Source organism: Micromonospora sp. I033, assembly GCF_053890995.1.
Genome location: NZ_JBSSLX010000113.1, coordinates 1 through 18,020 on the forward strand (window position 1 = coordinate 1; position 18,020 = coordinate 18,020).

Below are 18,020 nucleotides of genomic sequence, written 5' to 3' on the forward strand. Positions count from 1 at the left end.
GCGCGGCCGGTCGGGTCAGGCGCGACGGCGACCGGCCCGGCGGCGCCGGCCGCGACGGGCGACCAGCGCCGCCACCAGCCCGCCGACGACGAGGGCGAGCAGGCCGGCGGCGGGCGCGATGAGCCGCCAGTCGCCGTCGGCCATCCGGCGCAGCGCGGTCCCGGCCGGCCCGCGCCACTGCGGCGGCGGCGTCGGCCGGGCGGCTGCCGGGGAGCCGCTCGGGGCGACCTGTTCCGCGTCCAGCTCGCCGGGCTCGACCAGCCGGCCGACCGAGGCGTCCCGGGGCAGTGAGAAGCCCCAGTCGAGCAGTTGGGCGCCCTGCTGCCAGCCGCGTACCGGGCGGGCCTCGGCGCCGAGCAGCGTGACCACGAGCCGCCGGCCTCCGCGCTGGGCGGCGCCGACGTAGCTGTGCCGGGCCAGCTCCGTGAATCCGGTCTTGCCGCCGAGAGCGCCCGGGTAGCGGTAGATCAGCTGGTTCTCGTTCTGGATCTGGAAGCCGCCGGCCTTGAGCGCGGGCTGGGCGGGGATCTGGGCCCGCTCGGTGACCGCGTAGCGGCGGAACCGCGGGTCGGCGAAGCAGGCCCGGGCGATCAGCGCCAGGTCGTACGCGCTGGTGAACTGACCCGGGCCGTCCAGGCCGGACGGGGTCACCGCGCGGGTCTGCCGGGCGCCCAGCCGGCGGGCCTCGGCGTTCATCTCCGCGACGCCGGCGCGGGCGCTGCCGGCGCCGAGCCGGGCCAGCATGTTCGCCGCGTCGTTGCCGGACTGGAGGAGGAGCCCCAACCAGAGCGTCTCCACCGCGTAGCGCCCGCCGACGAGCAGGCCGACGGCCGAGCTGCCCCGCTCGATGTCCAGGTCGGCCCGGGTGGCGGTGGCCACCTGCTTCGGATCGAGCCGGTTCAGCATGGTGGCCGCCAGCAGCAGCTTCTGCGTGCTCGCCGGGGTGGCGTACTGGTGCGGGCCGCAGGCGCCGAGCACGGCGCCGCTGTCCAGGTCGGCGACCAGCCAGGTGGTGGCGGTGACCGCCGGGGGCGCCGGGCTGCCGGGAGGCGTCACCAGCCCCGCCGTGGCCAGCGCCTCGCCGCCCACCGCCTGCTGCTCGGGCACCGGCGGCGGCGGGGTGGGACGCGGTGGCCGGGTCACCTTCGGCGCCGGCAGCCGCGGGCAGGGCACCGTCGCCCCGGCGGCGGTCACCGGCGGCGCGGCGTTCGCCGGGGCCGGCGCCCCGGTGGCGAGCAGGGCGACGACGGTGGCGGCGGCCAGGACCCGGGCTCTCATGGAGAGGCACCATACCCAGCCCCGTTCCGGGCCCGGCGCAGCCACCGTCGCTGCCCCGGGATCCCGTGCGGCGTCCCGGGCGCCGCACACGTGACGGTGCCCGCCGGAACGTGGTCCGGCGGGCACCTTCACGATCGGCCCGGGCGCGGCCCGGGATGTTTCCGGGTCAGCGGGAGCCGATCCCGAAGCGGCCGCGGCGACGCCAGGCCAGGGAGAGCAGCACGAGCACCGCGCCCGCGCCGGCCAGGCCGCCGCCGAGCTTCACCGGCGTGCTGAGGTTGTCACCGGTCACCGGCAGGTTGCCGCCGCCCGGCCGGCCCGGACGGTCCGGCCGCCGCTGGTAGACGACGCCCGTGGCACTGTCCTCTTCCCCGCCCTGGCGGGCGGTGAAGGTGTACCGCCCGGTCCGGGTGGGCTTGTAGGTGACGGTGAACGCGCCGTCGGCCCCGGCCGTCACGGTGAACTCGGTCGGCGCCGGCTGCGGCTGCTGGTAGGCCACCGCGGTCATCGCGACGGCGCTGCCGTCGCTGCGGCGGACCGACCCCTGGGCGGGTGCCGCGTTGGGGTTGCCGGTGATCGTCACGTCGATCTCGACGGCCCCGGGCGCGAAGCCTGTGCCCCTGAGGGTGAAGGTCTCGCCGAGCGGGATGGCCGGCGGCCTGACGGTCAGCGACGCGTCACCCGGCGGGTACACGGGCGGCTGCGGCTGTGCCGCGCCGGCCGCTGTCGGCACGGCCGCCACGGCCAGGCCGACCGTGAGCGCCATGAAGATGCGGGATAGCCGCATGATGGATTCCCTCCTACTGATCACAGCTTGGTGCGGAAACAACTTGGGTGGTCCATGGGGTGACGGTGGGTGTGAGCACCAGCTCGGCCGTGCCGGCGCTCGTCTTGCCGGTGAGCAGGGTGACGTCGAGGGTCCGGGTACGACCCGGCTTGGCCTCCACCTTCGTCACGGTCACCTGGCGACTACCGGCGGTCCCGCTGCCCATCGGGACGTCCCGGCCGTCGAGCCGCCCGCCGAGCACCGCCCCTCCGGTCGGCGTGTACACCGACACGAAGGTGCGGGCGGTGTACGGATCGCCGGAGAGCGCGAGGCCGGTGACCGACTCGGCCAGGCCCGACTTCGGGACGGTGGAGTGGACCGTGACCCGGAGCCGCAGCTCCCGGCGCCCGTCCGGCTGGCAGTCGCCGACCGTCACGCTTGCCGAGAACCTCAGGTAGTAGCCGAGCTTCGCGCCGCTGCCGTCGTTGAGGAACACGCCGACAGTCGGCACGGTGTCCTTCTCGCGGAGCTTTCCGGCCAACCGGCTGTCGCCGAGGACCCGCTGCTCCGCAGGATGGGCACTCCAGAACAATATCCGACGTTCAGTGATAGAACGGTTGAAAACGGTCAGAAGTGCCCGCGGATTTACCGCCTTGGTGAAGAGCGCGTCGAACACCGCGGACGCGGCCTGCGCGAAATAGGCGTCCTGCTCGGTGGTGTCGAGCGTGCGGTAGGCGTCGCTGAGCAGGGTCCGGACCACCGTGCTGCCGGCCAGGCTCGGCCGGCCCGGCACGGTCACCGGCCCGATCACGCCGAGCAGGTACGACAGCACCAGCGGGTCCACCGCGAGCACCCCGTCCACCGTCGTGCCGGTGCGCCGGCGGACCATCTCCCGGTAGAGCGCCGCCGCGGTCGGAAAGTCCGGGCTGAGGTTGACGTCCGCCGGGTACGTCCCGGGCAGGTCCTTCCAGAGGCGCCGCATCTCCTGGCTCACCGGCAGCGCCGGGGTGAAGGCTCCCAGGCTGCTGGCGCTGGCCTGCCCGGACATCCGGATCCGGCCGCCCTCGGCCCGCAGCACCGCGTGCGCGCCGAACATGCCCCCGGTGGCGCGCAGCTCGGCCGGGTTCTGCGAGACGAGCAGGTAGTCGCGCGGGCCGTCGGCGCCGAGCAGCGCCGGCAGCAGCCGGGCGCCCTGGTCCGCGGCGGCGGTGAGTTCGCCCAGCCGGTCCAGCTCGGTCCGCAGCCCGGCGACCGCGTCCCGGACCTGCTCGACGAGGTCGTCGGTGGACACCGCGCGCAACCGCACACCGGTCTCCCGCACCGCGCGGTCGGCGGCGGAGACCTCGGCCGAGACGGCGCGCAGCCGGCCCAGGTCGAGCCGCCCCTCCTTCGGCACCAGCGAGGCGAGGTCGACCCGGAGCAGGGTGGGGAAGGCAAGGCGCGCCAGGTCGTCCACGGCCACCGCGATCTGGCGTACCGCGGCGAGATCGTCGCCCGCGTAGGGGGCCTGCTGGCCGAGCCACCAGCCCGGGTCGCCGGTGGCGCTCCGGGCGGCGGCGGCCTGCTCCTGGAGCGCGGCGAGCGTGCGCTGGGCCCGGGCCACGTCGCCGCCGACCACCAGGGTGCTCAGCTCCTTGGCCAGCCCGGCCGCGTTGAGCAGGTGCGCCCGGGCCTGCCAGCCGCGGAACGCGACCCAGCCGCCGGTGGCCAGCAGCACCGAGACGACAACCAGCCCGACGAGCAGGACCCGGCGTACCCGGGCCCGGCTCCGACGCCGGGAGCGCCGCCGCCGGAGGGGCAGCCCACCGCTATCCGTCACACCACTCTCCCCAGTTCGAATCGGACACCAATGACGATTGATCGCTTTCTAGCACGAATCTCCACGGATTCGTGGCGATATCACGCACATTGGTGTGGTGTGGCGGTTTCGCGAAGACCACTCCGGTCAGCGGCGGGCGTCTCCCGCGCGCGCCGAGACCTCGTGCAGCAGCTGCTCGATCCGGTCGACGCCGGCCCGCAGCGACATCTCCCGCAGGTAGGCGTCCCGCCCCCGGCGGCCCATCTCCACCCGGGCCGGCGGCGGGATCGCCGAGGCGAGCCAGAACCGGTCCGCCAGCGCGGCCCAGTCCTCGGGCGGGCAGGACAGCCCGGCCCGGGCCCGTTCCACCAGCGCCACCGTGTCGCCGCCGGCCGAGGCGACCACCGGCGCGGCGCAGGAGAGTGCGGCCTGGAGTTTGCCGGGCACCATGCCCCGCAGCTCCGGCAGGTCCCGCAGCATGACGAGCTGGTAGTCGGCCGCCGCGTACAGCTCCGGCATGTCCAACGGGGACCGCCGGTCGACGAACCGGACGTTGCCGGCCTGGAGTTCGGCGGCGAGCCCCCGCACCCGCCGCTCCTCGGCTCCCGAGCCGACCAGGACCAGGTCCATCCGGTCGTCCAGCGCGGCCGCCGCGCGCACGGCGGTCTCCAGCCCCTGCCGTACGCCGATCGTGCCGGCGTGCATCACGACGCAGCGGCCGTCCCGGCGGATCAGCCGCCGGGCCGCCCGGCTGGGCTCGGTCGGGCGGAAGATCCGCTCGTCGGTCCAGTTCAGCACCACCCGCACCCGGTCCGGGTCGGCACCCCCGGCGACCACCAGGTCGCGCATGGAGGGTGCGGTGACCGCGACGGCCCCCGCCTCCTGGTAGATCCGGCGCAGGGTGGCGTCCAGCCGGCCCGACCACCGGCGGGCCTCCCCCGCCCGGGACGGCTCCTCCTCCGGCCAGACGTCCTGCACGTGCAGCACCGTCGGCACCCGGCCGAGCAGCCGCAGCAGGCCGGCCGCCGCGAAGGTGACCGCCGGGAGCTGGAAGACGTACAGGGCGTCGACGTCGCCGAGGAAGCGCCGGCCGGTCAGCGCCACGCTGCCGGCGAAGGAGAGCCAGCTGGCCATCCGCGCCCCGGCGGAGCCGTCGCCGCGGGCGTACCGGGGCACCCGGCGGACGGTCAGCCGCTCGCTGTGCGTCTGGTGCCGCCAGCGCTGCCGCCAGCCGGGGTAGACGTGCCCGCCGGGATAGTCCGGGAAGCCGGTGAGCACGCGGACGTCGTGGCCGCGGGCGGCCAACTCCTCGGCCAGGCTGCCCGGGATGAACGCGGGCTCCGGCGGGAAGTGGTACGACAGGATGCCGATCTTCATGGCCGCGCTCCCGGCGCGGCTTCCCGACACGCGGAGCCCGCCACCCCGTACGATGCCGACATCCCCTCTGCGTCCGGCCGCGACCGCCGGAACACCGCCGTCGCGGCGCCGTGTCCCGCGACCGTGCCGACGAGAGGGGTGCAGATGGTCGACGGGGTGCTCTTCGTCTGCCACGCCAACATGTGCCGGTCACCGATGGCGGAGTACATCGCCCGCCGGCTGCTCCGCGACCTGCCGGTCGCGGTGACCAGCGCGGGCACCGACGCCCTCGACGGGGCGGCCATGCACCCGTACGCGATCGAGGTGGCCGCCGGGACCGGGGCGGACCCGGCGGCGTTCCGCACCCGCCGGCTCCGCCCGGAACACCTGACCCGGGCCACCCTGGTGCTGACCGCGACCCGGCGGCAGCGGTCGGTCTGCACCGCGCTGGCCCCGGCGGCGCTGTCCCGGACCTTCACGCTCCGCCAGTTCGCCCGGCTGGCCGCCGCGGCGGCCACGGCCGAGCCGGAGGAGGCGACCGGGCCCGCCGTCACGCGCGGGCGTTCCCCGCTGCGGGCCGCCGTGGTGGCGGCCGCCCGCGCCCGGGGGCGGCTGCAACCCGCCACCCCCGGCGCGGACGACCTCCGCGACCCGATCGGCGGCTCCCCCGCCGACTTCCGGCGCTGCGCCGAGGAGATCGAGCGGTCGATCCGACCGGTGCTCGCGCTCATCGGGACAGCCGGGTGAGTTCCTGGGTGTGGTCGCCGACGGCGGCCTGCTCCCCGCGCCGGGCCACCCCGGCCCGGTCGGCGGGCACCGACGGCGCGCCGGCCGGCACGACCACCTTGTACGCCTCGTACTGGTAGGCGTCCGCCTTGGCCACCTTGGCCATGTTCAGCACGCAGCCGAGCAGGCGCACCGAGACCGAGTGCAGCGCGTGGGCCGCCGCGGCCACCTGGCTGCGCGAGGTCCGTCCCTGCTGGGTGACCAGCAGCGCGCCGTCGGCCTGCACGGCCACCACCACGCCGTCGGTGACCGCGAGCAGCGGCGCGGTGTCGATGATCACGATGTCCGCCGACTCACGCAGCGCCACCAGCAGGTCCGCCATCGCCTTCGAGCCGAGCAGCTCGCTGGGGTTGGGCGGGGTGGCGCCGCTGGGCAGCACCAGGAGCGACTTGTCGCCCCACCGCTGCACCACGTCGCCGACCTGGACGTCGCCGACCAGCACGTCGGTGAGCCCCACCCCGCCGTCCAGGCCGAGGTAGTCGGCGACCTTGGGACGGCGCAGGTCGGCGTCGATGAGCAGCACGCGCCAGCCCGCCTCGGCCAGCGCGATGGCCGTGTTGCACGCCATGGTGGTCTTCCCCTCGCCCTGCAGGGCGCTGGTGACCGCGATGACCCGGGCCGGCTCGTGCACGTCGACGAAGCGCAGGTTGGTGCGGAGCTTGCGGACCGCCTCGGCGCGCGGCGAGTGGGCCGCCTCGCCGACGATCAGCGGGGCCGCCTTGGCGCCGGATTCGAACGGGATCTCGCCCAGCAGCGGGCTGCCGGTCACCCGCTGGAGCGCGGCGGCGTCCCGCATCCGGACGTCGGCCAGCCCGCGGAGCACGGCCAGCCCGGCGCCGAGCAGCAGCCCCAGCAGGCCGCCGATGACCAGGTTCCGCACCGGCTGCGGCGAGACCGGGCTGGAGGTCACCCGGGGACCGCTGACCACCTCGAGCTTGATCGGCGGGGCCTTGCCGTCCGGCGGGGTCTCCACCTTCTGCACCAGCTCGATGAAGTTGGCGGAGAGCGCCTCGGTGGTCTTCAGCGCCCGGGTCTGGTCGGTGTCGGTGACGGTGGCCTTCAGCAGCACCGTGCCGGCCTCGGTGGTGGTGACGATCCGGCGCTGCACCTGGTCGGCGGTGAGCCCGAGCGGGGCCTCGGCGACCACGCTCTGCGCCAGCCGGTCGCTGGTGAGCAGGTCACCGTAGGACTTCACCCGCTGCTGGAGGAAGAGGCCGCCCTGGTACGCGTCGGTGACGCCCTGGCTCGGCGTGGTGACGAAGAAGGTCACCGAGGCCTCGTAACGGGGTGCCGTGCGGACCGTCACCAGCGCGGCGGTGCCCAGGGCGATCATTACCGTGACCAGCACGATCCACCAGTGGCGTCGGACCAGGCGCAGGTAGCTGAGAACGTCCATCACGCTCCCCCTCGCGACGCGCCGGTCTGCCGATGAAACTGCACGAAAGCCCCCTAAAAACGCCAGTACACGTGCGAGGATCGAAAACGCTTATACATCTCGGTAAGCGACTCGATGAATGTAAACGATCAGAACCGCACAGACGGTCTAAATCCTCCCATTTCGGAGCACTCATCGAGGCATCCCGTGGATCGTCAGGCCGCCGCGGTGGCCACCCACTCCCTGTTAACGCCGCACCCGGCCACGTGGTGCGGCCCGGCGGGCGGCCGGATAGGGTCGGAACCGGTGTGCCGGGAAGTCTGGTCGGCGATCATTCCGCCGACCCCTGCTCCCGGAACGGACACCGCATGACCGAACGCACCCCACGCTTCCCCCGTCTGCTGGCCCGGCGGTCGTGGCCGGACGCCCGCCACCTGGCCGAGGTGCTGCGGACCGAGACCGTCGGCGGCGGGCTGCTCCTGCTGGGTGCGGTGATCGCCCTGGCCTGGGCCAACTCCCCGTGGCGGACGGCGTACGCCGAGCTGGGCGACTGGGTGCCGTGGCCGGGCGGCGCCGGGCTGCACCTGGACCTCAGCCTCGCCACCTGGGCCGCCGACGGCCTGCTGGCCATCTTCTTCTTCGTGGTCGGCCTGGAGCTCAAGCGGGAGTTCGTGGCCGGCGACCTGCGCGACCCACGCCGTGCGGCGCTGCCCGTGGTGGCCGCCATGGGCGGCATGGCCGTGCCGGCGCTGGTCTACCTCACGGTGACGCTCAGCGCCGGCGGCACGGGGCTACGCGGCTGGGCGATCCCCACCGCCACCGACATCGCCTTCGCGCTCGCCGTGCTCGCCGTGGTCAGCTCGCACCTGCCGCAGGGCCTGCGGGCCTTCCTGCTCACCCTCGCCGTGGTCGACGACCTGTTCGCGATCGTCATCATCGCGGTCTTCTACACCGCCGACCTCCACCCGCTGCCGCTGCTCGCCGCGGTGCTGCCGATCGCCGCCTTCGCCCTGCTGGTGCGGCGGCGCCACACCTGGTGGTGGGCGCTGCTGCCGCTCGCGGTGACCGCCTGGGCGCTGGTGCACGCCTCCGGCGTGCACGCCACGGTGGCCGGGGTGCTGCTGGGCTTCACCGTGCCCGTACGCGCCGGCACGGGCGGCGGGCCGAGCCCGGCCGAGCGGCTGGAACACCGGTGGCGGCCGGTCTCGGCGGGCCTCGCGGTGCCGGTGTTCGCGTTCTTCGCCGCCGGGGTGTCCCTCGTCGACGTCGACCTGGCCGAGGTCCTCACCGACCCGGTGGTGCTCGGGGTGGCCGCCGGGCTGGTGCTCGGCAAGGCGGTCGGGGTGTTCGGCTCCACGTTCCTGCTCGCCCGGTTCACCCGCGCGGAACTCGACGAGGAGATCACCTGGGCCGACCTGGCCGGGCTGGCCCTGCTGGCCGGCATCGGCTTCACCGTGTCGCTGCTCATCGGGGATCTGGCGTTCGGGCCGGGCAGCCCCGAGGACGAGCGGGTGAAGGCCGCGGTGCTGCTCGGCTCGCTGGTCTCCGCCGGGCTCGCCTCGACGGTGCTGATCCGGCGCAACCGGGTCTACCGGCGGATCTCCGAACGGGAGAGCCGGGACGCCGACGGCGACGGCGTCCCGGACGTCTACCAGGACGAGACCGCGTAGCGCGGCAACCGGCCCGGCACGCCGGGCCGGGGTCACCGCCGGCGGCGGGCCTTCTCCTCCTCCGTCCCGTCGGTCTCCTCCTCCACCGCGTCGGCGTACGGGTCGAGGAGGTCATCGCCCGGCACCGCGATCTCCTCGACCCGGTCCTGCTCGTCCGAGCGCCCGCCGGGCGGAGGCTCCGGAGCGGTGCCGTCCCCGGCGAAACCGTACTCGTTGGGTACGTCGTGTCTGCTCATGCGCGGAACCTCCCGGTCGTCCCATCTGTTCCGGTGGCACCCGCCCGGCGGTGGTCACTCCACCGGGGGGCCCAGATGTTCATACCCAGGGACGCCGTCCACGATCATCCGGAACCGGGATTCCGCCGCCGCGACCAGTCACTGGCCGCGACGGCGGAACGGATCAGGTGAGTTCGGCGACCGCCTCGAGGACCAGCCAGAGGCCGCAGATGGCGAAGAGCACGGCGGCACCGTAGCGGATGGCCTTCTCCGGCAGGTGCCGGCCGAGCAGGCGGCCCACCAGGATCGCCAGGGCGTCGGCGGCGACCATGCCGAGGGTCGAGCCGAGCCAGGTGCCGAACCAGCCGTACTTGGTGGCCAGGGTGATGGTGGCGAGCATGGTCTTGTCGCCCAGCTCGGCCAGGAAGAACGCCACCCCGACCGCGACGACCGCGTTGCGGCTGCTCTTCTCCGCCTTGCGCTTCTCCTCCTCGGTCAGCTTGTCGCCGCGCAGCGTCCAGGCGCCGAAGCCGAGGAACGCCAGGCCGGCGATGAGCGAGATCCAGCCGGTGGGCAGCGCCGCGTTGAGGCCGCACCCGATGGCCACCGAGGCCAGGTGCACGATCGCGGTGGCCACGGTGATGCCGATGAGCACCGGCAGGGGCCGGAACCGGGTGGCGAACGTCAGGGCCATGAGCTGGGACTTGTCGCCCAGCTCGGCGACGAAGATGACGCCGAAGCTGACCACCAGCGCGACGAGGAAACCGTCCATGTGAACCTTCCCGATCAAGCCGGGAGGAGGTACGGGGCGCCCTCGACCCGGCTGCGACAGCCTGAGTCGAAGGTCTCGCCCGCCCCGGGGACCGGGGCCGCGTGGCCGGATGCGGAACGCATCAGTATGTCGACCACGACATTGGGGGCTACTCCCCTTCGCGCCGCCCAGCCTAGCCGATCACGGCGGGGCGGGCCGCGGCGGGTGAACAGGCTCACCGCCGCGGCCCGGCCGCTCAGTCGGCCCGGGCCAGGGTGACCCCGAAGAAGCCGTCCGGGTCGGTCCAGAACGCCTGCCGTTCGAACCCGGTCGCGGCCAGTTCCCGGGCGATCCCCTCGGGGCGGAACTTGGCCGAGACCTCGGTGCGCAGCTCCTCACCGGCGGCGAACTCGACGTCCATGTCGAGCACGCGCGCCCGGACCGGGCGCTCGGCCCGCAGCCGCATCTCGATCCACTCGTGCTCCGGGTCCCAGACCGCCACGTGCCGGAACGCCTCCGGGTCGAAGTCCGCCCCCAGCTCCCGGTTGATCACCCGGAGCACGTTGCGGTTGAACTCGGCGGTCACCCCGGCCGCGTCGTCGTAGGCGGGGACGATCACCGACGGGTCCTTGACCAGATCGGTGCCGATCAGGAGCCAGTCGCCGGGTTCCAGCGCCGCGCGCGTCGCGGTGAGGAACTCGGCCCGGTCCACCGGGAGCAGGTTGCCGATCGTCCCGCCGAGGAAGAGCACCAGGCGCCGGCCGCCGGTGGGCAGCCGGTCCAGGTGCCGGGTGAAGTCGCCGACGATGCCCCGCACCCGCAGCCCGGGGTACGCGGCCGCGATCTGCTCGGTGGACCGGCGCAGCGCGCTGACCGACACGTCCAGCGGGACGAAGGTGCCCAGGTCGCCGTGGCGGGTGAAGGCGTCCAGCAGCAGCCGGGTCTTCTCCGACGACCCGGAGCCCAGCTCGATCATGGTCTTCGCGCCGGTCAGCTCGGCGATGTCGTCCGCGTGCGCGGCCAGCACCGCCCGCTCGGCCCGGGTCGGGTAGTACTCCGGCAGCCGGGTGATCTCCTCGAAGAGCTCGCTGCCCCGGGCGTCGTAGAACCATTTCGGTGGCAGCCACTTCGGTGTCGCGGCCAGCCCGACCCGGACGTCCTCCCGCAGGCCGCGGCTGAGGTCCTGCTCCTCCAGGTGGATCTCCAGTGGCTCCGCGCTCATCAGCTGTCCTTCCTGTTCCTGCCGCTGTGGGAAACGGGTTCAGGCGGCCGCCAGCTCCCGGGTGTCCAGCCCGGTGGCGGTGGCCACCACCAGCCGGCCGTCCGGCACCGCCCGCCAGCCGGGGTCGTCGTCGAACGGCTCGGAGGCCAGCAGCACCGAGTCCCGGGCGCGGCGTGCCGACAGGGCGTGCCCGGCCACGGTCGCCGCCACCGTGGTTCCGTCGGTGAGCAGCAGGTTCAGCCGGGACCCGGGGGCGGCGGCGGAGACGGTCGCGACGGTCTCGGCAAGCGCGTCGCCGGGCTCCGCGCCGGCCCGCAGCCGGTGCCGGACCAGCGCCCAGAGCAGCGCCGAGTCGCTCGGCACCTCCAGGGTCAACAGGTCCCGGAGCGGCAGCCCGGCGGCGAGCGGCACCAGGCTGTCCGGCCAGCCCCGGACCACCCCGTTGTGGCTGAACAGCCAGCGTCCCTCGGCGAACGGCGCGGCCGCCGTCTCGTGCAGCGGCATGCCGACCGTGGCGGACCGGACGGCGGCCAGCACCGCGCCCGCGAGCGTCACGCCGGCCAGCTCCGGCAGGGTCGTGTCGCTCCACATCGGCTGCGCCCGCCGGTAGCGGACCGGCTCGCCGTCGCCCGGGTACCAGCCCACCCCGAAGCCGTCGGCGTTGATGGTGCCGCCGCCGCGCATGTCGCGCGGCGCCCAGGACTGGCGCAGCAGGCCGTACGGCGGGTCGAAGAGGAGGCTGCGCAGGCTGACCGGCGGACCGAGGTACGCCAGGTGGCGGCACATCAGGCGGCACCTCCGCTCACGCGTGCGACTCCTCGGGGCGGGCGTCGCGGGCGCAGCGGAAGCCGCTGAAGATCTGCCGCCGGATCGGGTAGTCCCAGTTGCGGAAGGTGCCCCGGCAGGCCGACCGGTCGGTGCCGAACGAACCGCCGCGCAGCACCCGGTGGTCGTCGCCGAAGAAGACCTCCGAGTATTCCCGGTAGGGGAACGCCACGAAGCCCGGGTGGCCCCGGAAACTGGACGAGGTCCACTCCCAGACGTCGCCGATGAGCTGGTGCACGCCGAGCGGGGAGGCGCCCTCCGGGTAGGCGCCCACCGGCGCCGGCCACAGGTGCCGCTGCCCCAGGTTGGCGTGGGCGCCGGTCGGGTCGGCGTCGCCCCAGGGATAGCGGCGGGACCGGCCGGTCGCCGGATCCCAGCGGGCCGCCTTCTCCCACTCCGCCTCGGTGGGCAGCCGCTTGCCGGCCCAGGCCGCGTACGCCGCCGCCTCGTGGAAGCAGACGTGCACCACCGGCTCGTCGTCGCGCACCGGCGACCAGCGGCCGAACCGGCGGTACGCCCAGCCGTCGCCGTCGCGCCGCCAGTGCATCGGCGCGCTCAGCCCGGCCTCGACCCGGTGCCGCCAGCCGGCCGCGCTCCACCAGCGCGGCTCGTCGTACCCGCCGTCGGCGATGAAGGCGCGGTACTGCCCGTTGGTGACCGGCGCCGCGTCGATGGCGTACGCCGGCAGGTCGACGGTGTGCGCGGGGCGCTCGTTGTCCAGCGCCCACGGGTCGGTGGAGGTGCCCATGGTGAACGGTCCGGCCGGCACCAGCACCTCGCCACCGACCCGGACCCGCGGCTCGGGCGGCGGCGGGGCGTCCAGCACCGGGCCGCCGGCGCGCAACTGGTGGGTGGCGAGCATGGTCTCGTCGTGCTGCTGCTCGTGCTGGACGATCATGCCGAACGCGAAGCCGTCCTCGATCAGCTTCCGGTCGGTGAACCGGATCCCGTCCAGCAGGTCGTACACCTTGTCCCGGACGGTGCGCACGTACGCCCGCGCCTCGGCCGGCGGCAGCAGCGGCAGCGCCGGGCGGTCCCGGCGGGGCTGCTTGAACGCGTCGTACAGGTCGTCGATGTCGCGGCGCACCGGCTCGCGCCCGCCGACGTCGCGGACCAGCCACAGCTCCTCCTGGTTGCCGACGTGCGCCAGGTCCCAGACCAGCGGGGACATCAGCGTGGAGTGCTGCCGCACCAGGTCGTCGTCGTCCACCGCGTCGGTCAGCAGCGCGGTCCGGGCGCGGGCGCGGGCCAGCTCGGCGGCGATCCGGCTGCGCAGCTGTTCGCCCTCGGTGGCCGGCCGCTCGGTCGTGGTCACCGGTGTCCCCTCTCCGCGGCGGCGCGGCGCCGCCGGATCTCTCGGCTCGTCTCGTCGTGCAGCCCGGCCGGCAGGTCCAGCCGGGGCAGGGCCGCCAGGGCCAGGTCGAACAGGGCCGCCGCGGCGGTGGCCAGCGGTCGCTCGGCCAGCCCGCGCCGGGCGGCCGCGAACCAGCGGTCGGCCACCGGGGCGGCGACGGCCAGCGCGTCCCGGGTGGTGACCGGGTCGGCGAACAGCGCGGCCAGCACCGCCAGCGGCACGGTCCATCCCCGGTCGGGCTGGCTGTCCAGGTAGCGGACCTCCAGGTAGCCGCGCGGGCGGACCGGCGGGAAGAGCGTGCTGAGGTGGTATTCCAGGTCGTCGGTGGTCGGTGGGTGCGGCAGCGCCCCGGCCAGCCAGTCGGCGAAGGTGACGCCCGGCGGCGGGGTCCAGTCCGGGCCGTCGCGGCGCACGCAGAGCAGCGGCGCGCCGAGCGCGTACCCGGTCCAGGCGGCGACCGGGTCCCGGTCGGCGCGGGTCGGCGACCAGACCGGGCGGGTGCGTGCCGGGTCGATGGCCAGCCAGGCGGCCATCCGGGTGGAGGCCCAGCCGGTGCGCCGGCCGGCGTGCCGGTCGGCGGTGGCGAAGGCGGCCAGCAGCGGCGGCCCCACGGCGTGGGCGGCGGCCCACCGCTCGGCCAGCCGGTCCGGCTCGCCCGCGTCCAGGCAGATCTGCAGCCCGGCGGTGCTGTACATCATCGCCCGCCCGGCCGGCCCGTGCCGGTCGAAGACGTGGCGCATGGCGCGGTAGCGCGGGGTTTCCACGACGGGGCGCGGGGGGCGCCAGGGGTCCATGCCGGTGCGGCCCAGAACGAGGCCGGCGGCGTCCAGCAGGGCCCGCAACTCGGCGAGGTCGGCCTCGGTGGCCAGCACGAGCGCGGCGACCGACGGTCGCGGCGCGGAGGAGATCTCCACCTGCCCGCCCGGCTCCACGGTCACGGTGCCACCGCGCCGGAGCCCGGCGGCCGGGCTGGTGGGGTCGAGGGCGACGGGGCTGTGCCGCCCCAGCGCCCGGCGCAGTCGCTCGCGGTCGACCGGGCGGGTCGGGTCCGCGGCGTCGTGCACCGTCCATTCCAGCTCGACGCCGGTCAGGCTGGGTGGCCCGGTCTTGAAGCAGATCCTGGCGATGTGCCCGTGGGCCCCCGCCTCGTCCCGCAGGACGGTGGTCCGGTCCAGCTCCGGCGACATCACCAAGAGACGGCTCCTCTCCCCGGGGCGGGCGACCACGCTGTCGGCGGGCGCCCGTGCCGTGGCGGCCGGGCGTCCGCGGGTCCCACCATCTTCTGTCTAGCAGACGGAATCCGCGCGCCCGGGGAGATGAATTTTTGTCCGGAATCCGATTGCGGACGGGGGCCGGACCCGCTCAGTGGCCGGGGGCGCCGCTCGGCTTTCCGGTCCGCCGCGTCGGCGCGACGGACGCGGACGGCGTCGCCTTGCGGGAGTCGGCCGACGGCTTCGGCTCATCGGGCTTCGGCGAGGCGGGCTTCGGCGAGGCGGGCGCCGGCGACGCCTCCGGCACGAGGGCGAGGCAGTAGCCGTCGACCCGGTCGGCGCCGCCGGCGGCGGAGACCAGGTCGGCGAACGCGGCCGTCTCCAGCGCCCGGGCCCGCTGCCGTTCGGGCTTCGCCAGGTACGCGCGGCACAGCCCGGCGAGCTGTTCGGCGCCGGCCGGCCGGCCCGGTCCGCCGGGGCCGCCGGGGGTCGGCGCGGTGGACGTGCCGCCGGACGGGCCCCCCGTCGGGGTCGCGCCCCCGGAGTGCGTCGGCGTGCCCGGACCACTCGCGCCGGTGCTGCCGGAGGTGGTCGGCACCGGCGGGGGCGCCGGTTCCGGGGCCCGGTCGAGGCTCACCGCGGCGAACGCGACCCCGGCCGTGGCGGTGGCGGCGACGCCGGCCAGCACCGCGCCGACCCGGAAGCGGTGGCGCGGTCGCGGCGCCGCGACCGGTGCCGGAGCCGGCCTCGCCCGCGCGGCGCGGAAGGCGGCGAGCGCCTGCTCCTCGCCGCTCAGTTCGCCCGGGTTGCCCGGGGCGGCCGCCGCGGCGAGCAGGTACGCCAGCGGATCGGCCGCCGGCTCCGGGGGTGTCCCGGCGCGGGCCGCGTCGAGGAGGCGCTCCGACTCCGCCCGGTCGGCGGGCCCGTCGGACCGGCGAAAGCTCATCCCGTTTCCCTCCACGTCAACCGTCCGCCGGCTCGGCGTTGGGCGCCTGCCGTCCCCGGCCGGTACGCGGCCGCGGCGGCGTCGCTCCCCCGGCCCGGTCCGACGACTGGTCGGGGTCGGCCGGCTGCAGCATGGCGGCCAGTCGGCGCAGCCCCCGGTGCGCGGCGGTGCGCACGGCGCCGGCCCGCCGACCGAGCACCCGCCCGGCGGTCTCCGCGTCCAACCCGATCACGGCGCGCAGCAGCACCGCCTCCGCCTCGCGGGGCGGCAGGCTGGCGATCAGCGCCAGCGCGCTCTCGGTGCCGATCGTCTCGCCCGCGCGCTCGGCGGTGTCCGCGTCCCCGGCCAGTTCGCTGAGCGCCTGCACCGGCACCGGCAGGGCGGGCCGGCGCCGCTGCCGGCGCAGGTGGTCCATGGCGCGGTTGCGGGCGATGGTGACCGTCCAGGCGCGGAACTCCCCGCCGGTGAAGCTGGGCAGGTCACGGGAGATCTGGAGCCACGCCTCCGAGGCGACGTCCTCGGCGTCGGCGCCGACCAGGGCGGTGAGGTAGCGCAGCAGGCCGGGCTGGAGGCTGCGGTAGAGGAAGCGGAAGGCCTCCTCGTCGCCCGCCTGCGCGGCGGCGACCGCCTCGTTCAGCTCACCGGTCATGGATCCGCCGTTCCCGCCGTGCCGGCACCGCGGACCGGCGCCCACCGGTGCCGGTGTGCCCGACGCCCGCCCGGTCGGACGACCGGACCTCCACCCGCACCATCAGTCCCCCGCTGACCTGATCGGCGCCCGGCACGGGAGGTGCGGACGCGCGTATGGACACCGCCGTGAAGGACGGCCGTCGGCGGACTTACCGTACCGGCGTCGCCGGTCGGCCGGGAGCCGGGCCAACGCTAGGAGCGGACGCCGGGTTCGACAAGGAGCCACCAAGCGGGGAAAGAGTGAGAATTATCTACGGCCAGCCACGGCGCGTCGATGTAACGAACGCCACCCGAACTGCGCTGCCGCTCGGCGGAACGGGACAAAACGCCAGGCCGGAAGCCGGACACACGAACCAACGAACACATTTTCCGGGCCGATCGTACGCAGATCGTCACCGTCAGCCAATCGGTGCGGGCACGGCTGACCGTTCGACCGAGCCGCGGCGGGCCGCCCGCCGGCCGTCTCGGGAGAGATCGCGGGAAATACTCCGCGACCGCTCTGGGTACGGTATGGACGTGTTGACTTCAGACGTCGTACTCAGCGGTCGGTACCGCCTGGATGACCGTGTCGCCACCGGCGGCATGGGCGACGTCTGGCGTGCCACGGACCTGGTGCTCGGCCGCCCGGTCGCGGTGAAGGTCCTGCTGCCCGCGCTGGTCTCCGACCCCGACTTCATCGCCCGCTTCCGCGCCGAGGCGCGGATCATGGCGTCGTTGCGCCACCCGGGCGTGGTCCAGGTCTTCGACTGCGGCGAGGACGACCTGCCCGACGGCGGCCGGGCCGACTACCTGGTCATGGAGTTCGTGGCGGGCGAGCCGCTCTCCCGCCGGATCGAGGCGGCCGGGCAGCTCGAGGTCGGCGAGACCATGTCGATCGTGGCGCAGGTGGCTCAGGCCCTGCACGCGGCGCACACCCGCGGCATCGTCCACCGGGACGTCAAGCCGAGCAACCTGCTCGTGCAGGACGACGGCACCGTGGTGCTTGTCGACTTCGGGGTGGCCCGGTCGACAAACGTCACCAGCATCACCAGCACCAACGCGGTGCCCGGCACCGCCCTCTACATGGCCCCCGAGCAGGCCGCCGGCCGCCCGGTCTCCGGCGCCACCGACATCTACGCGCTCGGCGCGGTGGCCTACTGCTGCCTCACCGGCAGCCCGCCGTTCACCGGGGACAATCCCCTTCAGGTGGCGGTCCGGCACCTCGACGACGAGCCGCCGGAGCTGCCGGTGGAGATCCCGCAGCCGGTTCGCGACCTGGTGGCCCGGGCCCTGGCCAAGGACCCGGCGGACCGCTTCCCCACCGCCGCGGCGATGGCCGAGGCGGCCCGCGCGGCCGGCAACGAGGCGCCCACCGCGATGGTGCCGGTGGCGCTGCGTGGCGCCACCGGGTCGAGCCGCACCCGCGACGACCTGACCGCCGCCGTGCCGGGGGCCCTGGTGGCCCCGGCCCGCCGGCGGGGCCGGCGGGGCACGCTGGTCGGCGCGGCGGCAGCGGTGCTGGTGGCGCTGACCGCCCTGGGCGCCGCCCTGGGCGCGGCGAAGAACGCCGAGGCGCCGGCCACCCAGATCGACACGACGGCGCCGGCGGTTGCCCCGAGCGCCTCGGTGGCGGAAGCCGCGGTCACCGAGGCGCCGCCGACGGACGAGGGTGGCCGCACCTACCGCCCGGTGGGTCCGACCGGCCGGCCCTCGACCTCGGCTTCGGCGTCGCCGAGCCCCTCCGGCAGCGCGTCGGCACAGCCGTCCCCGTCGAGCGTCCCGTCGACCCTGCCCTCCG

Annotated in this window: 16 protein-coding genes; 3 read left to right on the forward strand and 13 right to left on the reverse strand. The window is 75.3% G+C overall.

Annotation, left to right across the window (positions count from 1 at the left end):
- Window positions 1–15: 15 nt before the first annotated feature.
- The 4 genes from ACW0Q9_RS18920 to ACW0Q9_RS18935 all read right to left on the reverse strand — a co-directional run bounded on the left by ACW0Q9_RS18920 (window position 16) and on the right by ACW0Q9_RS18935 (window position 5,219).
- On the reverse strand, window positions 16–1,278 hold the full coding sequence (locus ACW0Q9_RS18920; protein ID WP_456183075.1) for a D-alanyl-D-alanine carboxypeptidase family protein: 1,263 nt from the start codon (window positions 1,276–1,278) through the stop codon (window positions 16–18).
- 166 nt (window positions 1,279–1,444) lie between these two features.
- A complete protein-coding gene (locus ACW0Q9_RS18925) occupies window positions 1,445–2,065 on the reverse strand; it encodes a hypothetical protein (RefSeq protein ID WP_456183077.1) in 621 nt (206 codons plus the stop codon).
- A gap of 13 nt (window positions 2,066–2,078) precedes the next feature.
- On the reverse strand, window positions 2,079–3,863 hold the full coding sequence (locus ACW0Q9_RS18930) for a DUF4012 domain-containing protein (RefSeq protein ID WP_456183079.1): 1,785 nt from the start codon (window positions 3,861–3,863) through the stop codon (window positions 2,079–2,081).
- A 126-nt stretch (window positions 3,864–3,989) separates the two neighbouring features.
- Window positions 3,990–5,219, reverse strand: a complete 1,230-nt coding sequence (locus tag ACW0Q9_RS18935; RefSeq protein ID WP_456183081.1) for a glycosyltransferase family 4 protein — start codon at window positions 5,217–5,219, stop codon at window positions 3,990–3,992.
- 144 nt (window positions 5,220–5,363) lie between these two features.
- Between ACW0Q9_RS18935 and ACW0Q9_RS18940 the strand changes: the two genes are divergently transcribed.
- Window positions 5,364–5,945, forward strand: coding sequence for an arsenate reductase/protein-tyrosine-phosphatase family protein (locus ACW0Q9_RS18940; RefSeq protein ID WP_456183083.1), 582 nt, complete (start codon window positions 5,364–5,366; stop codon window positions 5,943–5,945).
- Here the strand turns inward: ACW0Q9_RS18940 and ACW0Q9_RS18945 are convergent.
- A complete protein-coding gene (locus ACW0Q9_RS18945) occupies window positions 5,926–7,380 on the reverse strand; it encodes a polysaccharide biosynthesis tyrosine autokinase (protein WP_456183085.1) in 1,455 nt (484 codons plus the stop codon). The two genes, ACW0Q9_RS18940 and ACW0Q9_RS18945, sit on opposite strands and share 20 nt — an antisense overlap.
- Window positions 7,381–7,727: 347 nt before the next feature.
- Between ACW0Q9_RS18945 and nhaA the strand changes: the two genes are divergently transcribed.
- The gene (nhaA, locus tag ACW0Q9_RS18950; RefSeq protein ID WP_456183087.1) at window positions 7,728–9,029 is read left to right on the forward strand and encodes a Na+/H+ antiporter NhaA; all 1,302 of its coding nucleotides are present in this window, start codon (window positions 7,728–7,730) and stop codon (window positions 9,027–9,029) included.
- Between the two features lie 32 nt (window positions 9,030–9,061).
- On the opposite strand, the gene ACW0Q9_RS18955 is transcribed toward nhaA, so the two are convergent.
- The 8 genes from ACW0Q9_RS18955 to ACW0Q9_RS18990 form a co-directional block, all read right to left on the reverse strand.
- Window positions 9,062–9,265 (reverse strand): hypothetical protein, encoded by a 204-nt coding sequence (locus ACW0Q9_RS18955; protein ID WP_456183089.1) that lies wholly within the window; start codon window positions 9,263–9,265, stop codon window positions 9,062–9,064.
- Between the two features lie 163 nt (window positions 9,266–9,428).
- Window positions 9,429–10,016, reverse strand: coding sequence for a TMEM165/GDT1 family protein (locus ACW0Q9_RS18960; RefSeq protein ID WP_456183091.1), 588 nt, complete (start codon window positions 10,014–10,016; stop codon window positions 9,429–9,431).
- Window positions 10,017–10,251: 235 nt separating this feature from the next.
- The gene (egtD, locus tag ACW0Q9_RS18965) at window positions 10,252–11,217 is read right to left on the reverse strand and encodes an L-histidine N(alpha)-methyltransferase (protein WP_456183093.1); all 966 of its coding nucleotides are present in this window, start codon (window positions 11,215–11,217) and stop codon (window positions 10,252–10,254) included.
- Between the two features lie 39 nt (window positions 11,218–11,256).
- Entirely contained in the window at window positions 11,257–12,003 is a 747-nt protein-coding gene (egtC, locus tag ACW0Q9_RS18970) for an ergothioneine biosynthesis protein EgtC (protein ID WP_456183095.1), read from the reverse strand.
- 16 nt (window positions 12,004–12,019) lie between these two features.
- Window positions 12,020–13,357, reverse strand: coding sequence for an ergothioneine biosynthesis protein EgtB (egtB, locus tag ACW0Q9_RS18975; RefSeq protein ID WP_456183097.1), 1,338 nt, complete (start codon window positions 13,355–13,357; stop codon window positions 12,020–12,022).
- Complete coding sequence (gene egtA / locus ACW0Q9_RS18980; RefSeq protein ID WP_456183099.1) at window positions 13,354–14,589, reverse strand: ergothioneine biosynthesis glutamate--cysteine ligase EgtA; 1,236 nt, start codon at window positions 14,587–14,589, stop codon at window positions 13,354–13,356. Before egtA ends, egtB begins: the two co-directional genes overlap by 4 nt.
- A gap of 169 nt (window positions 14,590–14,758) precedes the next feature.
- Window positions 14,759–15,553, reverse strand: coding sequence for a hypothetical protein (locus ACW0Q9_RS18985; protein WP_456183101.1), 795 nt, complete (start codon window positions 15,551–15,553; stop codon window positions 14,759–14,761).
- 16 nt (window positions 15,554–15,569) lie between these two features.
- Entirely contained in the window at window positions 15,570–16,202 is a 633-nt protein-coding gene (locus ACW0Q9_RS18990; protein ID WP_456183103.1) for an RNA polymerase sigma factor, read from the reverse strand.
- 557 nt (window positions 16,203–16,759) lie between these two features.
- On the opposite strand from ACW0Q9_RS18990, the gene ACW0Q9_RS18995 reads away from it, so the two are divergent.
- The coding region (locus ACW0Q9_RS18995; RefSeq protein ID WP_456183105.1) for a serine/threonine-protein kinase at window positions 16,760–18,020 on the forward strand (1,261 nt) is incomplete at its 3' end.